The sequence below is a fragment of the Halomonas sp. KM072 genome (assembly GCF_050710315.1).
GTDB lineage: Bacteria > Pseudomonadota > Gammaproteobacteria > Pseudomonadales > Halomonadaceae > Vreelandella > Vreelandella hamiltonii.
The window spans coordinates 1,151,227-1,171,704 of sequence record NZ_CP136132.1; the positions used below are offsets into that span (position 1 = coordinate 1,151,227).

Annotated in this window: 17 protein-coding genes; 8 read left to right on the forward strand and 9 right to left on the reverse strand. The window is 60.7% G+C overall.

The features are described from left to right. Position 1: 1 nt before the first annotated feature. Positions 2-766, reverse strand: a complete 765-nt coding sequence (locus RVM26_RS05410) for a PI-PLC domain-containing protein (RefSeq protein WP_498941307.1) — start codon at positions 764-766, stop codon at positions 2-4. A 244-nt stretch (positions 767-1,010) separates the two neighbouring features. Between RVM26_RS05410 and RVM26_RS05415 the strand changes: the two genes are divergently transcribed. Beyond that, positions 1,011-1,988: an NADPH:quinone reductase gene (locus RVM26_RS05415; protein WP_039178320.1), complete on the forward strand. Its 978-nt coding sequence runs from the start codon at positions 1,011-1,013 to the stop codon at positions 1,986-1,988. Positions 1,989-2,009: 21 nt separating this feature from the next. Here the strand turns inward: RVM26_RS05415 and RVM26_RS05420 are convergent, their stop codons facing one another. Then, positions 2,010-2,906: a MurR/RpiR family transcriptional regulator gene (locus tag RVM26_RS05420; protein ID WP_218314883.1), complete on the reverse strand. Its 897-nt coding sequence runs from the start codon at positions 2,904-2,906 to the stop codon at positions 2,010-2,012. Positions 2,907-3,086: 180 nt separating this feature from the next. On the opposite strand from RVM26_RS05420, the gene RVM26_RS05425 reads away from it, so the two are divergent. The 7 genes from RVM26_RS05425 to RVM26_RS05455 all read left to right on the forward strand — a co-directional run bounded on the left by RVM26_RS05425 (position 3,087) and on the right by RVM26_RS05455 (position 12,183). Then, a complete protein-coding gene (locus RVM26_RS05425; protein ID WP_039178479.1) occupies positions 3,087-3,896 on the forward strand; it encodes an enoyl-CoA hydratase/isomerase family protein in 810 nt (269 codons plus the stop codon). Positions 3,897-3,951: 55 nt separating this feature from the next. Next, positions 3,952-6,123: an acetate--CoA ligase family protein gene (locus RVM26_RS05430; protein ID WP_498941310.1), complete on the forward strand. Its 2,172-nt coding sequence runs from the start codon at positions 3,952-3,954 to the stop codon at positions 6,121-6,123. Continuing rightward, positions 6,120-6,929 carry an enoyl-CoA hydratase-related protein gene (locus RVM26_RS05435; RefSeq protein WP_287804355.1) on the forward strand — a complete coding sequence of 270 codons (810 nt, stop codon included), beginning with the start codon at positions 6,120-6,122 and terminating at the stop codon, positions 6,927-6,929. Before RVM26_RS05430 ends, RVM26_RS05435 begins: the two co-directional genes overlap by 4 nt. A gap of 182 nt (positions 6,930-7,111) precedes the next feature. Next, complete coding sequence (locus RVM26_RS05440) at positions 7,112-8,947, forward strand: SLC13 family permease (protein WP_498941312.1); 1,836 nt, start codon at positions 7,112-7,114, stop codon at positions 8,945-8,947. Between the two features lie 103 nt (positions 8,948-9,050). Beyond that, positions 9,051-9,809: a DeoR/GlpR family transcriptional regulator gene (locus RVM26_RS05445; RefSeq protein WP_016913669.1), complete on the forward strand. Its 759-nt coding sequence runs from the start codon at positions 9,051-9,053 to the stop codon at positions 9,807-9,809. 135 nt (positions 9,810-9,944) lie between these two features. Then, a complete protein-coding gene (gene glpK / locus RVM26_RS05450) occupies positions 9,945-11,429 on the forward strand; it encodes an FGGY family carbohydrate kinase (protein ID WP_498941314.1) in 1,485 nt (494 codons plus the stop codon). A gap of 529 nt (positions 11,430-11,958) precedes the next feature. Then, positions 11,959-12,183, forward strand: coding sequence for a hypothetical protein (locus RVM26_RS05455; protein WP_039178304.1), 225 nt, complete (start codon positions 11,959-11,961; stop codon positions 12,181-12,183). Positions 12,184-12,268: 85 nt separating this feature from the next. On the opposite strand, the gene RVM26_RS05460 is transcribed toward RVM26_RS05455, so the two are convergent. The 7 genes from RVM26_RS05460 to RVM26_RS05490 all read right to left on the reverse strand — a co-directional run bounded on the left by RVM26_RS05460 (position 12,269) and on the right by RVM26_RS05490 (position 20,087). Continuing rightward, positions 12,269-13,915: a glycerol-3-phosphate dehydrogenase/oxidase gene (locus RVM26_RS05460; protein WP_189463999.1), complete on the reverse strand. Its 1,647-nt coding sequence runs from the start codon at positions 13,913-13,915 to the stop codon at positions 12,269-12,271. A gap of 92 nt (positions 13,916-14,007) precedes the next feature. Continuing rightward, entirely contained in the window at positions 14,008-15,747 is a 1,740-nt protein-coding gene (locus RVM26_RS05465; RefSeq protein ID WP_498941317.1) for an ABC transporter substrate-binding protein, read from the reverse strand. An 85-nt stretch (positions 15,748-15,832) separates the two neighbouring features. Continuing rightward, positions 15,833-16,105, reverse strand: a complete 273-nt coding sequence (locus RVM26_RS05470; protein ID WP_039178296.1) for a DUF2160 domain-containing protein — start codon at positions 16,103-16,105, stop codon at positions 15,833-15,835. Positions 16,106-16,118: 13 nt separating this feature from the next. Beyond that, on the reverse strand, positions 16,119-17,012 hold the full coding sequence (locus RVM26_RS05475; RefSeq protein WP_039178294.1) for a carbohydrate ABC transporter permease: 894 nt from the start codon (positions 17,010-17,012) through the stop codon (positions 16,119-16,121). 1 nt (position 17,013) lies between these two features. Continuing rightward, positions 17,014-17,901: a carbohydrate ABC transporter permease gene (locus tag RVM26_RS05480; RefSeq protein ID WP_039178292.1), complete on the reverse strand. Its 888-nt coding sequence runs from the start codon at positions 17,899-17,901 to the stop codon at positions 17,014-17,016. Further along, complete coding sequence (locus tag RVM26_RS05485; protein ID WP_498941320.1) at positions 17,891-18,994, reverse strand: ABC transporter ATP-binding protein; 1,104 nt, start codon at positions 18,992-18,994, stop codon at positions 17,891-17,893. The genes RVM26_RS05480 and RVM26_RS05485 overlap by 11 nt, the downstream gene beginning before the upstream one ends. After that, positions 18,987-20,087, reverse strand: a complete 1,101-nt coding sequence (locus RVM26_RS05490; RefSeq protein WP_498941322.1) for an ABC transporter ATP-binding protein — start codon at positions 20,085-20,087, stop codon at positions 18,987-18,989. The genes RVM26_RS05485 and RVM26_RS05490 overlap by 8 nt, the downstream gene beginning before the upstream one ends. Positions 20,088-20,478 lie beyond the last annotated feature (391 nt).

Sequence of the window (20,478 nt, forward strand, 5' to 3'; positions counted from 1 at the left end):
GTCATCCTTCTTTTCGGTTGTCGAGATAGCGCTGGAAAGCGGCTGGTTCGTCGGTAATGGCACTGTTGATGCCCCAGGCCCAGCGGCTTTGAAACGCACTGGGGTCGTTGGCGGTATAACACAGGACCTGATAGCCATCGCGACGCATGGCAGCGGCCTGAGTGCGTTTCAGTCGGGGCCAGTGGGGGTGAATGCTGAACGCCTCGATGGCGGCACATTGAGTGCGCCACTCCTTGGGCAAGCTGCCGTAAAGCGCGCCCAGGGCGAGAGCTTCTCGGGGCGCATGCCGACGGCTGTGGGCCAGTGCGGCCCTGTCAAAAGAGGAGACGATGCAGCGCTCGGCAGGTAGCGCTGCCAGCAGCATGGGCAGCACCGCATCGACCAGGGCAATGGGGTCGCGCCCCTTGTTGACCTTGATTTCCAGATTGACGCCCATTTCCAGCTCATTCAGCAGCGCCAGCATGGCCTCTAGGCTGGCCATGCGTTCCCCCGCAAAGCGGTCGCCGAACCAGCTGCCCACATCCAGCGCCTGGGCCTGGCGCCAGGTCATGTTGGCCAGCTCGCCGCGCCCGTCCGAACAGCGGCTCACATCGCTGTCGTGCCAGATCACAGGCGTGCCATCCCCCAGCAGTTGAACATCCAGCTCAACCCAGCGAGCCCCCGCCTGATGAGCGGCGCGCACGGCGGTGAGGGTGTTTTCGGGGGCGGCCGCAGAGTAGCCGCGGTGGGCGATCAGTGTGGGTACTTCAATGGCAGGGTGGGTCATGGACGATCCGTCTTGTGGTGACCAGGCGTGTTATAAAATGGCCCTTAGTCTAGCATGTACCCGTGACAGGCGTGTGTCGGCCAGAGGGTTGGACGACTTGATTTCAGCGCCCCGACACGGTTGGATAGCGAACCCGTGCCGTCCCCGTCATGTGTTTTCATCAAACGGGGCTCAATGCGATCATTCACGGCAAACGATAATTCATAACAAGCGATACCCCATCGCCAATCACAGGAGTTTTTTGATGTCCAAGCGTATTCAATTTTCCACTACCGGTGGCTCCGACGTACTCGAGTGGGCCGAGGTCGAGCCTGTCGCACCGGCTGCCGGTGAAGTCCGTATCGCCAACAAGGCCGTTGGCCTGAACTTCATCGATATCTATTTCCGCACAGGCTTGTACCCGGCCCCCAGCATGCCTTCTGGCCTGGGCACCGAGGGCGCAGGCATCGTCGATGCGGTGGGTGAGGGCGTCACGCATCTCAAGGTAGGTGACCGCGTGGCGTATGCCCAGGGTCCGCTGGGCGCCTACGCCGAGCTGCACACGCTGCCCGCGGCCAAGGTGGTCAAGCTGCCGGATTTCATCGACTTCGAAACGGCGGCGGCCAGTATGCTGAAAGGCTTGACGGTGCAGTACCTGCTGCGTCAAACCCAGCCGCTCAAGGGCGGCGAGACCATTCTGTTCCACGCGGCGGCCGGGGGCGTAGGCTCGATTGCCTGCCAGTGGGCCAAGGCGCTGGGCGTGAAGCTGATCGGCACCGTCAGCTCTCAGGAGAAGGCTGACCTGGCCATGGCCAATGGCGCCTGGGCCACCATCAACTACACCGAAGAGAACGTCGTCGAGCGGGTGCGCGAGCTGACCAACGGTGAAATGTGTGATGTGGTGTACGACTCCGTGGGCAAGGACACCTGGGAGATGTCGCTGGATTGTCTCAAGCCGCGCTCGCTGATGGTCAGCTTTGGTAACGCGTCTGGCCCGGTGGATGGCGTCAATATCGGTATCCTGAATCAAAAGGGAGCGCTGTTCGTCACGCGTCCCAGCCTGAACGGCTATGCGGATACCCGCGAGCGGCTGGAAATGATGTGCGAAGAGTTCTTCGCCATGATCGAAAGCGGCAAGATTCGCATCGATGTCGCCAACCGCTATCCCTTACAGGAAGCAGGCAAGGCCCAGGATGCGCTGCAGAGCCGCAAGACGACCGGCTCGACCATTCTGCTGCCCTGAGTCGCTCGCCTGAGCCGGGGGCTAGTCCACGTCGACATAGGCCCCCAGCTGGCGCATGCGCCGCTCGAAGCTGGCCACGTTATCCACCAGCTGGTCGGGGCCGACGGCCACGCACTCGGCCAGAATCGCTTCGCTGAGCGTGATGGCCGAGAGCAGCGACGGAAAGAAGTGAGGCGTGGCGTTGGCGACGGTGAACGTCACGCTGGCGCCAGGCACCAGCGGTGAGCGCAGGGTGTCGGTGATCACGATGGCCTGCACGCCGTTGGCGCGGGCAATCTCCAGCGCTTTGACCGTTTCGGCGCAGTAAGGCTCGAAGCCGAAAGCCACCACCACGTCCTGTTCGTCGAAGGGCGCCAGCTCCGTCAGGAGCCCGCCCTCCTGTCCGCGAATCAGCGTCACGTCGGGCATGGCGATACGCCCCACGTAGGCAAAGTGGTAGGCGCAAGCAAAGGTATCGCGAAAGCCGATCACGGCCACCCGGCGAGCCGCCAGTATGCGCTCGGCGGCGTCTTTTACCCGCGCTTGGTTATCCGCCGTGAAGAGCCTGCCAATGTTGTCGAAAGCGGCATCACCCACCTCCACGAACAGCGCCTCTTGCGGGTTGCGCACCTGCTGCTTGAGCCGACTGGCACGGCCGCTCAGCTCGACCGGTGCGGCCTGCACCGCCGATTGAAAAACCTCCCGAAACGACTCGTAACTCTCGAAGCCCAGCCGCTTGGCCAGCCGAACCAGCGTGGAGGGCGTCACCGACGCGGCCTGGGCCGTTTTACGCACTGACTGAAACGCCATTTCCGTCGGGTGTTCCAACACATAGCTGGCCGCCCGTTTGAGCTGTGGGCTGAGCTTGGCGTAGTGCTCGGCCAGCTGCCGGTGGACGCTTTCCAGGTCGGGCGCAGGGCGGGTGGCGTGGTCAGGCATGGGGCTCTCTTTGATGAAGTGTAAAACGTTTGTGCCAATGATAAATGTTTTTGTCACGAATGTATTGATTATCCCCCAGCAGTGTCCTATCGTTCGGCAGTACGTTTGTTTCTCTTTTCCTATTTAAAGGAACAATCGTTTCCTTATTTGCTTTTTCCGAACGAGGTTACCAACAGCATCATGTCTGCCGACGCGCCCGCGCTGCCCACCTATGAAACGCTCCTGATCTCTCTGGATGAACACGTGCTGACCCTGCGGTTCAACCGACCCCACCGGCTGAACGCGGTGATTGAAACCCTTTATGAAGAGCTGCTCGACGCCCTGCGCTTTGCCCAGCACGCAGCGCAGGTAAGAGCGGTGATCCTGACCGGAGAGGGGCGCGCCTTTTGTGTCGGCGCGGACATGAAAGCCCATGGCAGCGCCCAGCGCTCGCTGTTTCAGCGGCGGGCTTATCTGCAGTTGGGCAATGATGCCTGTGAAGCCATCGACCAGCTGGGCAAGCCGGTGGTGGCGGCCGTGAATGGCTATGCCTTGGGAGCGGGGGCAGAAATGGCCGTGGCCTGTGATTTCATCGTCATGGCCGAGGACGCCCAGATCGGCTTCCCTGAAACCAGTATTGGCACCTGTGTCGGGGGCGGTGTTTCGAAGCGCCTGCCGCAGTGGGTGGGCCTGGGCCAAGCGCGCCGCCTGCTGTATCTGGGCGACCGCATCGATGGCGTGGAGGCCACTCGGATCGGTTTGGCGCTGGCCAACCATCCGGGAGCCGAGCTGATGGCCCAGGCCCAGGCGCTGGCTACTCGGCTGGCCGGGCAGGCGCCGGTCTCCATGGCGATGCTCAAGCCGCTGCTCAATCGCGCCAGCGAAACCAGCATGGAAAGCCAGCTTCAGCAGGAGCTGGACGCCGTGTTTACCTGCTCGATCACCGATGATTGGCAAGAAGGGGTCGATGCCTTTGCCGCACGACGTGCCCCGCGTTTTCAGGGCAAATGAGCCGGCTGCCACCTTGCCATCCTTTTATCGTCCGTTTTGCCCTACAGGTCACGTCATGCACCGCTTCAATGAATCACCCGGCTCCCGCAGCCCGCTGCACACACTGCTTTCCCCAACGGGTATCGCTATCGTCGGTGCCTCTGCCGACCCGACCAAGCGCGGCTACAAAGCCCTGCTGGGGTTGATCAAGGGCGGCTATGAGGGGGCGATCTACCCCATCAACCCCAAGGCGGAGCAGATCCTCGACATTCCGGCCTGGCCCTCACTGGCGGACATGCCGGGTACGCCGGAGCTGGCTCTGCTGTGTACCCCGGCTGCCAGCGTACCGGCGCTGATTGCCGAGTGTGGTCGTCAGGGGATCAAGGGCGCGGTAGTGCTGGCCAGCGGGTTCGGCGAAACCGGGGCGGCAGGGGCTGCCCTGGAGGAAGCGATGATGGCGGCGGCCGAGGCGCATGGGGTGCGCATCATCGGCCCCAACACCTCCGGTCTGTTCAACCTGCATCAGCGCATCAACCTGCTGGACCTGGCCAATGTCAGGGCAGGCGACATCGGTATCGTCTCGCAATCGGGCAATATGCTGCTGGCGCTGGCCCTGGAAGCACAGCATAACGGCCAGGTAGGATTCAGTAGCTATATTGGCCCCGGTAACCAAAGCGACATTGGTTTCAACGACTACCTGCGCTATCTCGGTGAGGACCCGCATACCCGAGTGGCGACCCTGTACGTGGAAGGGTTTCGGGATGGACGGCGCTTTCTGGACGTGGCCCGCCAGGTCACGGCGCACAAGCCGGTGGTGGTGTACAAATCCGGCGCCACCGAGCAGGGGCAAAAAGCGGCCAGCTCGCACACCGGCGCCCTGGCAGGCAGCTACCAGATGACGGTAGACCTGCTGCGTCAGGTGGGTGTCAGCGTGGTGCAGTACTCCGACGAGATCCTGCCGGTTGCCGAAGGCCTGGGGCAGTTGCAGCAGGCGCCCGGCAAGCGGGTCGCGGTGATTTCCGACGGCGGCGGCCAGGCCACCATCGCCGCCGACCGGCTCGCCGAAGCCGGGCTGAGCCTGGCGACGCTGGCACCGTCCACGCGTCACGCTCTGGAAGAGGTGCTGCTTCCTCAGGCGGCGCTGGACAACCCTGTGGATGTGGCGGGCTCCTCGGATGCCTGCCCGTCGCTGTTGGCTCGCTGTGTCGAGATCGTGATGGCCGACCTCGGCGTCGACAGCGTCTTCCTGGTGGGCATGTTGGGTGGCTACAGCCTGCGGTTTTCCGAGTCGCTGGCCGACGATGAGCTGCAGGGGGCAAAGCAACTGCTGGCGTTGGCCCAGGGCAGCGAAAAGCCGTTGGTGGTGTACAGCCTGTACGCGCCCATCAAGCCGCCTGCGCTACGCCACCTGCATGAATCAGGGCTGCCGGTGTATGCCTCCATCGAACACGCGGTCAGGGTGTTGGCGGCGCTGGGCGAGCGAGGCGAGTACCTGACGCAGGTTCGGCGCCTGGAGACGCCCTGGCAGCCCACGGCCAAGGGAGTCGCGCTGCTCGCCGGGGCCCGAGCGGAAGGGCGCGACCTGTTCGAGTTCGAAGCCAAGGCACTGTTGGCCGAACACGGCATTGCCGTGCCACCCCAGTGGTGGGTAAGCCAGGCCGATGAGCTGACATCGGTCATCGAACAGGCAGGCCAGCAGCCCTTGGCCATGAAGGTGGTGTCGCGGGACATTCTGCACAAGTCCGATGCGGGCGGCGTCAAGCTCCACCTGAGCGGGGAAGAGGCGCTGCGCGAGGCGTTCCAGGCCATCCAGCACAATGCCCATGCCTACGACCCCCGGGCCCGCTTCGAAGGCGTGCTGGTGAGCCCCATGGCCCAGCCAGGGGTCGAAGTGATCATCGGCATGTTCCGTGACCCGGTATTCGGGCCGGTGGTGATGTTTGGCCTGGGCGGCATTTTCGTGGAGGTGCTGGAAGACGTTGCCTTCCGGGCTCTGCCGCTGAGCGAGCGGGATGCCTACGCCATGGTGGAACAGATCAAGGCGCAGAAAGTCCTCGACGGCGTGCGCGGCGCTGCCGGTGTGGACAAACCGGCCCTGGTGGCTCTACTGATGCAGGTCTCGCGGCTGGTGGAGGCCTACCCCGAAATTCAGGAACTCGACTTGAACCCCGTGCTGGCCTATCCGCAGGGGCACCCTACCGGGTATGCCATCGTGGATGCCCGCATTATCGTGGAGCGCGACCAATGATGATGACGTTGCCCAGCTTGACCGATGCCACCCTGACGCTGCACGAGCGGGTCGCCACGCTGACCTTGAACCGCCATGACGTGCGCAACGCCTTGACCGGCACGGCACTGGTGGATGACATCCTGGCCACGGCTCGTTGGGTCAATGCTTGCCCAGAGGTATCGGTGCTGGTCATCACAGGAGCAGGCAGCGCCTTCTGTGCAGGCGGCAATGTCAAGGACATGGCCAACCGCAGCGGCGACTTCGCTGGCGACGTGGCAGAAGTCGCCGAGCGTTATCGTCAGGGTATTCAGCGCATGCCGCTGGCGCTTGCCCAGGTGGAAGTGCCGATCATTGCCGCCGTGAATGGTGCGGCCATCGGTGCCGGGTTCGACCTGGCCAATATGGCGGATTTACGTATTGCTTCCCGCAAGGCGAGCTTCGGCGAGACGTTTCTCAATCTGGGCATCATCCCCGGCGATGGCGGTGCCTGGTTCCTGCAGCGCCAGATCGGCTATCAGCGTGCTTTCGAACTGACCCTGTCAGGCCGCGTGATCGATGCCGACGAGGCGCTTGCCTACGGCGTCGTGCTAGAAGTGGTCGAGCCTGAACAGCTCATGGAGGCTACCATGGTCCATGCAGCGCGTCTGGCCAGCCAGCCCCCCAAGGCCACACGCCTGACCAAGCGGCTGATGAAAATGGCACCGGACATGGAGCTGAAAGCCTTTCTGGACGTTTGCGCCGTGTTCCAAGGGCTGTGCCATAACGAGCCCGAGCACCTGGAGGCCGTCGAACGCCTGCTGGCGCGCCTGCATCGCTCCTCCTGACGCTTGACCGGCACCTCCCCCTGATACGCCTCTAACGCTCGGTTTTGCCGAGCGTTTTGCGGTTCTCTGCGCAGTGAATAACGGTTGTCCAGAGGCTGTACGGCATGACTGCGATCGTCTAATGTAATGAGAAGATGGCGGAGGGAGTCGCGCCGCTGTAACGCTCAGGGAGATGGCACTCTATGTCCATGGAAAGTTTGGAGCTTGCGCCCAGCACGTTGGTCTTTGTGGTTCTTGGACTCACCCTGGCGGCGTTTGTCTGGGGGCGCTTTCGCTATGACCTGGTGGCCTTGGCGGCCTTGCTGGGCTCGGTCATGCTGGGGCTGGTACCCGCAGACGATGCGTTCATGGGTTTTGGCCACCCGGCGGTGATCACCGTTGCCGCCGTGCTGGTGCTGAGCCGTGGTTTCGAACGCTCGGGGGTGGTGGACGTCATTGCCAATCAGGTGCTCAAGGTCGGGGAGCGCCTGATGCTGCAGCTGCTGGTGCTGGTGCTGGTGGGCACGGTGGTGCTGTTGTCGGGGGTCATGAACAATGTCGGGGCATTGGCACTGCTGTTGCCGGTGGCCATGCGGCTGGCGCGAGAACACGATACGTCGCCCTCGCTGCTGTTGATGCCGCTGGCGTTTGGCTCGCTGCTGGGCGGCCTGACCACCCTGATCGGTACTCCGCCGAACATCATCATCTCGGCGTATCGTGGCAATATCACGGGCGAAAATTTCGGCATGTTCAGCTTTACGCCCGTGGGTGCTGCGGTGGCGTTGGTGGGTCTGGCCTTCATTGTGCTGGTGGGCTGGCGATTCACCCCCAAACGCAACGCCCAGTCGGCGGGTGATGACATGTTCGATACCGCCAATTACCTGGTCGAACTCAAGGTCAGCGAGGCCTCTAAAGCCAACGGACTGACGCTGCAACAGCTGCGCGACGAGTTGGAAGAGACCATTCCCGTGCTGGCGGTGGTACGCGACGATGACCGGCGGGCAGGCTACCGTTTCCACGGCGTGCTTCGTGAGGGTGACATCCTGCTGCTGGAAGCCGGCCCCGATGAGCTGAAGCTCCTGGAAGACAAGGTGGGCCTGAGCGCCATTGCCGAACCTGACGACGCCGAAGAAGACGAAAGCGACGAGCAAGCGGCGAAGGAGCGCCAGCCCGTCGATACCGAAGGGCTGCAGTTGATCGAGGCGGTGGTGCGCAACGACTCGATGATGGTCAATCGCAGCGTGCGCCAGCTGCGCCTGCATCATCAGTTTGGCCTGCATCTGGTGGCGGTGGCCCGTGACGGCGCCCGACTCAAGCAGCGGCTGCGTGACATTCGCTTTCAAACCGGCGACGTCCTGCTGCTGCAGGGCAGTGAAAACGAGATCGCCGACAGCCTGGCCACGCTGGGCTGCCTGCCGCTGGCCAACCGCGAGCTGAACCTGGGCCAGCCGCGCAAACTGCTGCTCTCTATCGGTATTTTCATGCTGGCCATTAGCGCCATGCTGCTGGATCTGCTGCCCGCTGCGGTGGCCATGAGTACGGCGGCGCTGGTGTCGCTGTTGATCGGTGTGCTGCCGCTGCGAGAGGGGTATCAGGCCATCGACGGGCCGGTGATCGTGCTGCTGGCGGCCATGCTGCCCGTGGGCGAAGCGCTGGAAACCAGCGGCGGGGCAGCGATCATTGCCAACGCGCTGCTGACCTTTGGGCTGGAGTGGCCGGTGATCGTCTCCTTGGCGGGGCTCTTTCTGCTCTCCATGCTGCTGTCGAACGTGGTCAATAATGCCGCTGCCGCGCTGCTGATGGCGCCCATTGCCGCCAGCCTGGCCAATGGATTCGACGTTTCCCTGGACCCCTTCCTGATGGTGGTGGCCGTCAGCGCCTCTTGTGCCTTCCTCACGCCTATCGGTCATCAGTCCAACACCCTGGTGCTGGGGCCAGGGGGCTACCGCTTTGGTGATTACTGGAAGCTGGGGTTGCCGCTTTCGCTGGTGGTGATGTGCGTGGCGATACCGATGATTCTGTGGGTCTGGCCACTATAAGCAATACCTCATCGGCTTTTGGCCATGTTCGCGTGATCGATTATCGAAAATTTTGCTAATCTATTACGCACATGGATCAATCAATAACGAACAGGCCGGGCTTATGAACCAGCAGTATCGCCAGGATGCCATTGTCGAGCTGGTGCGCCAGCATGGTTACATGAGCATCGAGCAACTGACCGAACATTTTGCGGTAACGCCCCAGACCATCCGGCGTGATCTGAATACCCTGGCCAATGATGGGCGCGTCCGGCGCGTGCATGGCGGTGTAGGGGTCGAGTCGAGCACGGTGAACACCGCCTACAGCACGCGCAAGACACTGCACCTGGAAGAGAAAGAGCGGATTGCCCGCTGCATGGCCCAGCATATTCCTCACCATGCTTCCCTGTTCATCAATATCGGTACCAGCAACGAAATGATTGCCCAGGCGCTGCTGGAGCACCAGGGGCTGGAAATCATCACCAACAACCTGAACGTGGCTGCCATCCTGCAGCACAAGGAAGACTTCACGGTGATCATCGCCGGGGGGCAGGTGCGTTCGCGGGATGGCGGCATCATCGGTGAAGCCACCATCGACTTCATCAATCAGTTCAAGGTGGATTACGGCATCATCGGTATCAGTGGTATCGATGAAGATGGTTCGCTGCTGGAGTTCGACTACCAGGAAGTGCGCGTGGCCCAGGCCATTATCGCCAACTCTCGTCGGGTGTATCTCGCTGCCGACTACTCGAAGTTTCACCGTAACCCGGTGGTGCGTCAGGGTAATCTATCGCAACTGGATGCACTGTTCACCGACCGTCGGCCGCCGGAGTCGATTACCCGTCTGCTTACCCAGCACGATGTGGCGCTGCACATCGCCTGACCCAGTGGGAAGAGCGACGCCACCTTGGCAAGTTTCATACTTGAGCATTGCGAGCCGCTGGCGTAGCCTTGGAGCATAATAAAACGAAACAAAACCGACAAAATCGAAAGAACCCTACAACAAAGTGAATACGATATGCCCTCCTTCATTCTTGCCATCGATCAAGGTACCACCAGCTCGCGTGCCATTCTCTTCGACCGCCAGGGCCAGGTAGCGGCCGTTGCCCAGCAGGAGTTTCCCCAGCACTTTCCCCAGGATGGTTGGATCGAGCACGACCCGGAGGATATCTGGGACTCCGTGGTGGCGACTTGCCGAGAGGTGCTGGCCAAGGCCCAGGTCAGTGCCGAACAGATAGACGGTGTCGGCATCACCAACCAGCGAGAAACCACGGTGGTATGGGATCGCGCCACGGGCAAGCCACTCTATAACGCCATTGTCTGGCAGGATCGGCGCACCTCCGAACGCTGTCAGGCGCTGCGGGACGCGGGCCATACCGAGGCGGTACAGGCCAAAACCGGGCTGCTGATCGACCCCTACTTCTCTGCCACCAAGCTGGCCTGGATACTCGATCAGGTCGAGGGCGCCCGCGAACGGGCGGCCAAGGGGGAGCTGGCCTTCGGTACCATCGACAGCTTCCTGATCTGGCGCTTGACCGAAGGCCAACAGCACGTGACCGATGCCACCAACGCCTCGCGCACGGCGCTGTTCAACATTCATGAGCAGCGTTGGGACGATGAGTTGCTGGCGCTGTTCGATGTGCCCGCCAACATGCTGCCAGGCGTGAAAGACTCCAGCGACGACTTTGGTACGGTGGCAGCCCACTGGCTGGGGGCTGCCTTGCCCATCGCCGGGGTTGCCGGGGACCAGCAGGCAGCCCTGGTTGGGCAAGCCTGCTTCAAGCCCGGCATGGGCAAAAGCACTTACGGCACGGGCTGTTTCATGATCGTGAATACCGGCGATACACCGTCGGTTTCCCGCAACCGCCTGCTGACCACCGTGGGTTACCGGATCAATGGCCAGCCCACCTACGCCATGGAGGGCAGTATCTTCGTGGCCGGGGCGACTGTGCAGTGGCTGCGTGACGGGCTGAACCTGTTTGCCGATGCCTCGGAAACCGAAGCCTTGGCCCAGAAAACCCGCAGCGGGCACAGCGTGTACCTGGTGCCTGCCTTTACCGGGTTGGGTGCCCCCCATTGGGACCCCAAGGCCCGCGGCGCCATTTTTGGCCTGACCCGAGACACCGGGATCGCCGAAATCGTCGCGGCCGGGCTGCAGGCGGTGTGTTACCAGACTCGAGACCTTCAGCTCTGCATGAACGATGACATGGATGCCGCGCCAGGCAACCTGCGTGTCGATGGCGGCATGGTGAAAAATAGCTGGGTGATGCAGTTTCTGGCCGACATGCTCAACGTGCAGGTGGATCGACCGACGATTCTGGAAACCACGGCGCTGGGGGCGGCGTATCTGGCTGGGCTGCGGCTGGGGTGGTACGCCACCCTGGAAGAGATAGAACAGCTGTGGCGCTGCGAGAAGAGCTTCACGCCCAGCATGGAGGAGGCGACTCGCGAACAGCTTTATCAGGGCTGGTTGGATGCCGTTTCCCGCGTGCGCTCCACGTAGCCTCTATATCGCGCCTATTTGCTGCCTGGATTCAAGCAATAAACGCTGCCCAAACAAGGGTGGCGTTTTTTTATTATGTTTTTTCAGTATTCAGGTTTTTGTTAGCACTCTTACTTGTTTTTCAAGTTTCATTTAAAACAGTCGTTTAACTGCGCTTGTGAAAGTAACCATCAGCACTTTCATGGTTTTGACGTTTCTGTAGTCAAGCTACAACCGCGCCTGCTGCCAAGGGTGCATTGTGAGTATTGCACCCGTGAACCATAGTGAAGTCATGGATCAGGGCGGTGTCTTGTTATCCCGATATGCCGCAGGGTTCCTTGCTACACACCGAGGCGCTGACGTTTTACCAAAGCGCCAAAGGCGAAGGTCTTGTAACGCTTGTGACCGTTTCGCAGTTACCGAACTGGGCACTTACCCGGCCCAGCATGAGTAGCAATGTCATCATTCTTCATTAATAAGATGGCTGCTTGATTACCACACTTCGTGAACCGTAACAGGCAGCGGCTGAGCATACCATGAGGGACTTACCATGAACTGCATCGAATTGAGCCAACAAGCTGACCGTATCGCTAGCGCTTTCAGTAAACAGGATCTGGCCAAACTGGTCCTGGCGCTAAAAGGCAATCGCGAGTCGCTGCAACACGCGGTCGAGGTTATCGACACCATCGACAGCCGACTGGGGTGTACCCTGGAAGAGGCCTGGGATGAAGTGCTGGCCGGCGACTCTCAACTGGCGGTGGTACACGACGAGTAGGTCGTCACTCGCTTGCTGAACTGATTGGCCCCCTGCCAGTGATGGCAGGGGGCTTTTTATTGGGCGTGCACCGCAAGCGGGGTTTTTACGCCAGGCTGGCGGGTTCGCTGGGGGGGCGAGAGGTATCGCGGTTTTCCGCAAAGTAGGTGGCCAGGCGTGCCTCGGCCTCTTCACCGAACAGCACGCGGCAGGCTTCTTGCAACCCGCTGGAGTGGCGTAGCTGCTCGTGATGAACCACCATCGACACCTTGGCACGCCGACGCAGAAAATCTTCCAGTTGGGTGATCATTTCATGGTCTCGGGCATGCTCGATTTCACAGCGGATGTACTCGGTGCCTTCGATGAGAATATCGGCCTCCGAAGGGTCCTGGCGGATTTTTTCCAGCATCGGGATGGCCTGTTCGGCGTAGCGTCGCCACAGCCGAGAGGAGAGCGGCTCGGAGGAGGTGGCTGCCGTCATGGCGTCCAGATTCATGCGCTTGGCCTGGTCCATGAACTGCTGCTTGACCGGCTCGGGCGGCTCACCGTACCAGTGAAAGCTGGGGTCGGGCAGGGTAACGCCCAGTTTCATGACTTCATCGGCAATTTCATCGCCCACGTTCAGGCAGTCGGTCAGCTTGCCGCCAAAGATGCTGATATGCGCGCTTTCCGGGTTGGTATCGATGACGTGCTTGCGTGACAGCTGCAGAAAGTCTCGGTCGCTGCCTTGTTCGGCCTTGATGGCCAGCGGCCGCACGCCGCAGCGGGTGGAGATGATGTCATCCTGGGTCAGCGGTTTGTCCAGTGTCAGTCGCTTGTTGATGTTTTCCAGCACGAAGGCGATGTCGTCTGCCGTGACATCGACCTCAGGGTTTTCCATGTGCGTATCGGTGGTGCCGATACAGGTACGATTGCCCATGGGGATCACGAAGAACAGACGGCCATCATCGGCAAAGAAGGCCAGTACGCGCTTGGTCGCCGTGAGCTGGGGCACGATGAGGTGAATGCCCTTGGAGTACAAGTGCTGATGAGTGGTCTTCTGGCCCGTCAGGGCATTGTGCTGGTCTACCCACGGCCCGGCGGCGTTGATCAACACTTTGGAACGAATATTGAAGGTCGTGCCGTCCATGACGTTGCGGGCGCGGGTGACCCAGTGCTCGCCATCGCGTTCGGCGCCCAGCGACTCGACGTAATTGGCGGCGACGGCACCGTAGTTCAACGCATGGCGCACGAAGTTGAAGACGAAGCGGGCATCGTTGTCGTGCAGGTAGGCATCGGAATACTCGAACCCGCCCACGGCATCCTTGATATCGATGATGGGCTCTTCCTGCTTGAGTTTCCTGGGAGACAGCAGGCGGGGCAGGCGTGTAAAGCCATTGCCCATCAGCCAGTACAGCCAGGTACCCGCCCACAGATAGCGAGGCGAGTGCCGAAAACCTTGGGTGATGGTGGTCAAAAAGCGAATTTCTTCCACCGTCGAAGGGTAGCTCTTGATCAGGTGGTTACGGCTCTTGCAGAGCTTGCGCACCAGGGCAAAGTCCTTGCTTTCCATATACTTGATTCCCCCCCAAACCAGGTTGGAGGAGTGCATGCTGGTACTGCCAGCGAAGTCACCACGGTCAATCAGGGCCACTTTGGCGCCTTTGCCTGCCAGCGCCGCAGCGGTGGCTGCACCATTGATGCCACCACCAATGATCAGTGCGTCAAAGTCATCGGTGTGCAATTTCTCTACATTACGGTTACGCAGTTTCATGGCGGATCCACTTATCAAGAAAAAGCCCCAGGTTGGCACGCGGTCGTCACTGACGCCTGAAACGATGGGCGGGCTTGCGCCCGCCCAGGGGCTCAGCGAGTGCCTGCGGCCATCCAGGCTTCCATCATTTCGTCGTAGGGCACGGTGGTACCCTGCGGCATTTCATCGTCGAGCTTTGGTTTGGGCGCGCCGTCCTGATCCAGCCAGTACTGGGGGTCACGCTCTTCGTTGAGTACCGGGGCATAGCTGTCGAACACATTGGCCCGAGCCAGGCGATTCATGGTGTTGTCCATGTCGGTCGCCAGCTTGTCCAGACCTTCCTGGGGCGTGACTTCACCGCTCATGACCGGTGCCAGGTTTTGCCACCACAGCGGTGCCATGCGCGGATAGTCAGGCACGTTGGTGCCGGTCGGCGTCCAGTTGGACTCGTTAGGACTGCGGTAGAACTCCACCAGGCCGCCGAGTTTGGGGGCCATTTCGGTCATCTGGTCCGAGAAGATGTCGGATTCCCGAATGGGCGTGAGGCCGTGCATCAGTTTTTCCAGCGAGGTGGTTTTGGCCACGGTGAACTGGGCGAACAGCCAGGCCGCCGTACGACGGTCTTCGGGCGTGGAGTCGAAGAAGGTCCAGGCACCTACGTCCTGATAACCCACTTTCATGCCTTCTTCCCAATACGGGCCCGTGGGCGAAGGTGCCATGCGCCACAGCGGGTTGCCTTCGTCATCGGTCACGGCCACGGAGGGGTCGGTCATGTCGGCAGTGAAGGCGGTATACCAGAAGATTTGCTGGGCAATGTGACCCTGCGCAGGCACCGGCCCGGCTTCACCGAACGTCATGCCCTGGGCTTCGGCAGGCGCAAAGTCACGCAGCCAATCCACGGCTTTCTGCATGGCAAATACCGACGCCGGTGAGTTGGTGGCACCACCGCGGCTGACGCTGGCGCCCACCGGCTGGCTCTCCTCGTTCACGCGGATGCCCCAGTCGTCGACGGGATTACCAAACGGCACCCCTGGGCTGCCCATGCCGGCCATCGACAGCCAGGAGTCGTGGAAGCGCCAGCCCAACGAGGGGTCGCGGCGACCATAATCCATGTGGCCATACACTTTGGTGCCATCGATCTCGCCCACGTGGACGGTAAAGAACTCGGCGATATCCTCGTAGGCCGTCCAGTTGGTGGGAACGCCCAGGTCGTAACCGTAGATGTCCCGGAACTGTTCCTGCAGGTCTTCACGCTGGAACCAGTCATAGCGGAACCAGTAAAGGTTGGCGAACTGTTGGGTCGGCAGTTGGTAGACGCTGCCATCAGGCCCGGTGCCGTACTGCAGGCCGATGAAATCGTCCAGGTCCAGCGTAGGCAGGGTGTAGTCTGCCCATTCGTTGGCCATGGCCTCGGTCAGGTTGATGGTGGTGCCGTAACGGATATGCGTGCCGATGGAGTCGGTATCGTTGACGAAACCGTCATAGATGCTGTTGCCGGACTGCATCTGGTTCTGCATCGTGTCCACCACATCGCCTTCGCCGATGATGTTGTGGGTGATGTTGATGCCGGTCAGCTCGCTGAACGCCGGGGCCAGCACTTCGCTTTCGTAGACGTGGGTCGTCAGACCCTCGGCGACGGTCTGAATGTTCATGCCTCGGAACGGCTCGGCAGCCTTGGCGAACCACAGCAGCTCCTCTATCTGCTCCTCGCGGCTCAGGGTTGAGTTCTGGAAGTGCTCATCGACCAGCCGTTCGGCGATGGCGCGTGCTTCCTGGTCGTCGGCCATGAGGGCCCCCGAGGCCAGCAGCAGGCTGGCAGCGAGGGTAGTGAGTTTGAAGTTGTTATTACGCATGTTGACCTCGTTTTGTTGTGCTCTTCCCTGATAACGTGAGCATCCTTGGTACCGCGGTAGTACGCCGAGACCGCCCGGTAGGCGCTCAGCCCCAGCGCATCAACACCAGCAGCCAAACCGCTGATAGTGCCAGTGCAATCCAGATCGAGAGCGTGGTGAAGCCAATCACGCCCAGGTGAATGAACGCTGCCGACAGCAGACCGATGAACAGCCGGTCGCCCCGCGTGGTACTGATGGGGAGAAAGCCCTTGCGTTCGATGGTGGGCGAGAGAATCTCCCACAGAGTCATCCCCGCCAGCATGGCAGCGATCGATGAAAAGAAAATGGCAGTAGGGGTGGTCCATACCATCCAGGACATGGCCGTTGCTCCTTCAGGTGCGACCCAGGGCAAAGCCCTTGGCGATATGTTTACGGACGAAATAGACCACCAGGATGCCCGGCACGATGGTCAGCACGCCGGCCGCGGCCAGGGTGCCCCAATCGATGCCCGATGCGGTGGACGTACGAGTCATGATCATGCCGATTGGCTGAGCATCCGTGGCGGTCAGGGTGCGGGCCAGCAGCAGCTCTACCCAGGAGAACATGAACAGGAAAAACAGCGTCACGCCGATGCCCGAACGAATCATCGGCAGGAAAATGGTCACGAAGAAGCGCGGAAAACTGTAGCCATCGATGTAGGCCGTTTCGTCGATCTCCTTGGGGACGCTGCTCATGAAGCCTTCCAGAATCCAGATGGCCAGCGGGATGTTGAACAGACAGTGGGCCAGCGCGACGGCAATGTGGGTGTCGAACAGGCCTACCGAGTAGTAGAGCTGAAAGTAGGGCAGCAAAAACACCGCGGGTGGTGCCATCAGATTGGTGAGCAGCCAGAAGAACAGGTGCTTGTCACCGATGAAACGATAGCGGCTGAACGCGTAGGCGGCCGGTAGTGCCACGCAGATGGTGATCAGCATGTTCAGCGACACATAGGCCATCGAATTGACGTAGCCCATGTACCAGCTGGGATTGTTGAAAATCCGCAGGTAGTTATCGAACGTCAGATTCTGTGGCCACAGGGTCATCGAGCCGAGGATTTCGCTGTTGGTCTGCAGCGACATGTTGATCAGCCAGTAGATGGGCAGGATCATCAGGAACAGATACAGGCCCAGCAGCAGGCGCGAGCGCCAGCGGCTGCGAGCGTTGCGACGACGGCGCTGTGCCGGGGTGGTGCGGCTGAAGATGGTATTGAATTTCTCGCCCTGCTGGGCATTGTCCAGACGGTACATGTCATGCCCCCCCTTGGGTGTTCTTGTCTTTTTGCATGTGCATGATGGTGGTGTAGAACACCCAGCTCACCAGCAGGATCACCAGGAAGTAGATGATCGAAAAGGCCGCCGATGGTCCAAGGTCCTGCTGGCCAATGGCCATGGTGGCCAGCGACTGGCTCAGGAAGGTGGTCGAGCTGCCTGGGCCACCGCCAGTCAGCACGAAGGGTTCGGCATAGATCATGAACGAATGCATGAAGCGCAGCAGCACCGCGATCACCAGCACGTTGGTCAATTTGGGCAGCTGGATATAGCGGAAGATGGCCCATTTGGAAGCGCGGTCGATACGGGCCGCCTGATAGTAGGCTTCCGGGATCGAGCGCAGGCCGCTGTAGCAGAGCATGGCCACCAGCGGTGTCCAGTGCCACACATCCATCAGAATGATGGTGGCCCAGGCATCACTGGCGTTGCGGGTAATGTTGTAGTTCAAGCCCAGCTCACGCAGGCCCCAGCCCATCAGGCCGATGTCGCCCCGGGTGAAGATCTGCCAGATGCTGCCCACCACGTTCCATGGGATCAGCAGCGGTAGCGTGATCAGTATCAGTACCGCCGACGCCTGCCAGCCGCGCTTGGGCATGATCAGCGCAATCCCGATGCCCAAGGGCACCTGAATGGCCAGGATGGTCAGAGAAAACAGAATCTGGCGCACGAAAGCTGCCCGCAGCGCCGAGTCGTTGAGGATGCTTTCAAACCATTCGGTGCCGGTGAAGAAGCGCGCATTGGGGCCCAGCACGTCCTGCACAGAATAGTTGACCACGGTCATCAGCGGGATGATGGCGGAAAACGCCACCAGCACCAGCATCGGCAACACCAGCAGCCAGGCACGGTTGTTATAGACTTTATTGTTCATGGCCGATCTCCACCCGGTATTCGTCTACGTACAGGCCCATATGCGCTTGAGGTAATAGCGCGTGCGCCTTGTCACCTGTCACGGCATGACCTTCGGGCAGCCGTGCCTTGAAGTGCTCGCCGTTGAGGGTAAAACTCAGCAGGGAGTAGGTGCCCAGGTCCTGAATGTTCAGCACGTCGATGGGCAGCGAGTTCTCGACCGGAGTGTTGCTGACACTGATGAACTCCGGCCGAATGCCCAATTTGACATTGCTGGAAGGGGCGGCTGCAATCTGCGCGCGAAGCGCGGGGCTTACCGGCATGACCTGCTCGCCAAACAGCACCTGATCGTTGTGGTGAGTCACCGACATGAAGTTCATGCCGGGGCTGCCGATGAAGTAGCCCACGAACGTATGGGCGGGCGTTTCGAACAGCTCCCGGGGCGTACCGAATTGAACCACCTGGCCGTCGTACATCACGGCGATCTTGTCGGCGAAGGTGGACGCCTCCAACTGATCGTGGGTGACGTAAATCATGGTGATGTTGAAGCGCTCGTGGATTTCCTTGAGCTTGCGGCGCAGTTTCCACTTCAGCTGCGGGTCGATGACCGTGAGCGGTTCATCGAACAGAATCGCAGAGACGTCATCGCGTACCAGCCCGCGGCCCATGGAAACTTTCTGCTTTTCGTCGGCGGTGAGGTTTTTGGCCTTGCGGGACAGCAGCGGCGTCAGATCGAGAATATCGGCGACTTCTCGCACCTTGGGGTCTACCCGATATTCGGGGGTGTTCATGTTGCGTAGTGGAAAGGCCAGGTTGTCGTACACCGTCATGGTGTCGTAGATCACCGGGAACTGAAACACCTGGGCAATGTTGCGCTCTTCAGGAGGCAGCTCATTGACCCGTTGACCATCGAACAGCACGGCACCTTCGGAAGGTTCCAGCAGCCCGGAAATGATGTTCAGCAGGGTGGACTTGCCGCAGCCGGAAGGGCCAAGCAGGGCGTAGGCGCCCCCCTGGTGCCACACGTGATCCATCTGGCGTATGGCGTAATCCTCAGGGCCGGAAGGTTGTTTCGTATAGCTATGGGCGAGCCCCTGTAGCGTGATTTCAGCCATGAGTCACACCTCCCTGGGCCGATGCGGGAACGTGCACCGTGTTGCCTTGCTTGTCGAAGGCATACAGCTGGTGGGTCGGGAAAAAGACCTGGATGGCGTCGTTGACATTGAACTCGTGAATGCCCGCCAGGTGCAGCACCAGAGGGAAGCGCTCGTGGTGAACGTGCAGGAAGGTTTCCGAACCGCTGATTTCGGCCACGTCCACACGAACGTCCAGCGCCAGATCGTTGGCCGAGCGCCGCTCCAGGGTAATGTGCGACGCGCGCACGCCAAAGTCGTAGTCGCCGGCGGGCAGCCGTTGCAGGTCTGGGTCGCAGGGAAAGTGCAGGGATTGATCGAAGGTGATATCGGCGCTGGTCAGCTTCCCGGGCACGATGTTGATGGGTGGCTCCGAGAACATCTCGGCAGTGTGACGGCCATTGGGCTGCCGATAGACCCGTTCGGTGGGGCCATACTGCAACAGGCGCCCTTCGTGCAGCACGGCGGTGTTGCCGCCCAGGGCCAGCGCTTCGTTGGGCTCGGTGGTGGCGTACACGGCAATGCAGTTGCGCGCCTTGAACAGCTCGCGCAGTTCGTCGCGCAGCTCTTCACGCAGCTTGTAGTCGAGGTTGACGAGTGGCTCGTCGAACAGGATCAGGTCGGCATCCTTGACCAGCGCACGGCCCATGGCGGTGCGCTGCTGCTGTCCCCCGGAAAGCTCCTGGGGGTAGCGCTCCAGCAAATGCTCGATATGTAACATTTCCGCAATGCTTTCGACCCGCCGTTTGATCTCCTGGGAGGGCGTCTTGGCCAGCTTCAGCGGTGAGGCGATGTTGTCGCGCACCGTCAGGCTGGGGTAGTTGATGAACTGTTGGTACACCATGGAAACGTTGCGCTTGCGTACCGAAACGCCGGTGACATCCTTGCCATCCATGTAAATGCGCCCGCGGGTGGGTTGTTCCAGGCCGGCCATCAAGCGCATCAGCGTGGTCTTGCCTGCGAGGGTCCTGCCCAGCAGCACGTTGAAAGAGCCCGGTTCCAGTGCCAGATCGATCCCCGTGATATGAGGGTCACCGCCGACGACGTGGTCGATGTTTTGCAGATGTAAGGACATGCCGATCTCGTTAGCGTCGTTGTTATGGATATTGCTATGGATATTGCTATGGATATTGCTATGGATATTGCTATTCGTGTTGTTATAGCTGTTGTCATGAACAGGTAGTGCGAAAACGAGTGTGTCTATCGCGCGGGCAGATCGGTCGAGCAGCTTGTTCTCTGTTTTTCTACTGTTCTAGGCCACCGACCAAGGCGATATTTTCATTAACGAAAGGCTAGTTGATCATTTTCGAACGTGCAACGCTTTTTTGGGTGCTCATATATTCGCTTTTAGGCGTAGAGAGCCCATCACAATATATGAGCTGTGGGTGTGGGAAGGGAGAGGAGGGGGAACAGAAGTTGGGGTAGTGCCGAAGGAAAGCAAAATGGCGCTGTACGTTTCGTTTTTG

Coding starts and splice junctions, on each gene's coding strand:
- RVM26_RS05435 (WP_287804355.1), top strand. CDS start 6,120: ATGATGATGACGTTGCCCAGCTTGACCGATGCCACCCTGACGCTGCAC.
- RVM26_RS05445 (WP_016913669.1), top strand. CDS start 9,051: ATGAACCAGCAGTATCGCCAGGATGCCATTGTCGAGCTGGTGCGCCAG.
- RVM26_RS05455 (WP_039178304.1), top strand. CDS start 11,959: ATGAACTGCATCGAATTGAGCCAACAAGCTGACCGTATCGCTAGCGCT.
- RVM26_RS05490 (WP_498941322.1), bottom strand. CDS start 20,087: ATGTCCTTACATCTGCAAAACATCGACCACGTCGTCGGCGGTGACCCT.
- RVM26_RS05485 (WP_498941320.1), bottom strand. CDS start 18,994: ATGGCTGAAATCACGCTACAGGGGCTCGCCCATAGCTATACGAAACAA.
- glpK (WP_498941314.1), top strand. CDS start 9,945: ATGCCCTCCTTCATTCTTGCCATCGATCAAGGTACCACCAGCTCGCGT.
- RVM26_RS05420 (WP_218314883.1), bottom strand. CDS start 2,906: ATGCCTGACCACGCCACCCGCCCTGCGCCCGACCTGGAAAGCGTCCAC.
- RVM26_RS05465 (WP_498941317.1), bottom strand. CDS start 15,747: ATGCGTAATAACAACTTCAAACTCACTACCCTCGCTGCCAGCCTGCTG.
- RVM26_RS05470 (WP_039178296.1), bottom strand. CDS start 16,105: ATGTCCTGGATGGTATGGACCACCCCTACTGCCATTTTCTTTTCATCG.
- RVM26_RS05415 (WP_039178320.1), top strand. CDS start 1,011: ATGTCCAAGCGTATTCAATTTTCCACTACCGGTGGCTCCGACGTACTC.
- RVM26_RS05475 (WP_039178294.1), bottom strand. CDS start 17,012: ATGTACCGTCTGGACAATGCCCAGCAGGGCGAGAAATTCAATACCATC.
- RVM26_RS05440 (WP_498941312.1), top strand. CDS start 7,112: ATGTCCATGGAAAGTTTGGAGCTTGCGCCCAGCACGTTGGTCTTTGTG.
- RVM26_RS05480 (WP_039178292.1), bottom strand. CDS start 17,901: ATGAACAATAAAGTCTATAACAACCGTGCCTGGCTGCTGGTGTTGCCG.
- RVM26_RS05425 (WP_039178479.1), top strand. CDS start 3,087: ATGTCTGCCGACGCGCCCGCGCTGCCCACCTATGAAACGCTCCTGATC.
- RVM26_RS05460 (WP_189463999.1), bottom strand. CDS start 13,915: ATGAAACTGCGTAACCGTAATGTAGAGAAATTGCACACCGATGACTTT.
- RVM26_RS05430 (WP_498941310.1), top strand. CDS start 3,952: ATGCACCGCTTCAATGAATCACCCGGCTCCCGCAGCCCGCTGCACACA.
- RVM26_RS05410 (WP_498941307.1), bottom strand. CDS start 766: ATGACCCACCCTGCCATTGAAGTACCCACACTGATCGCCCACCGCGGC.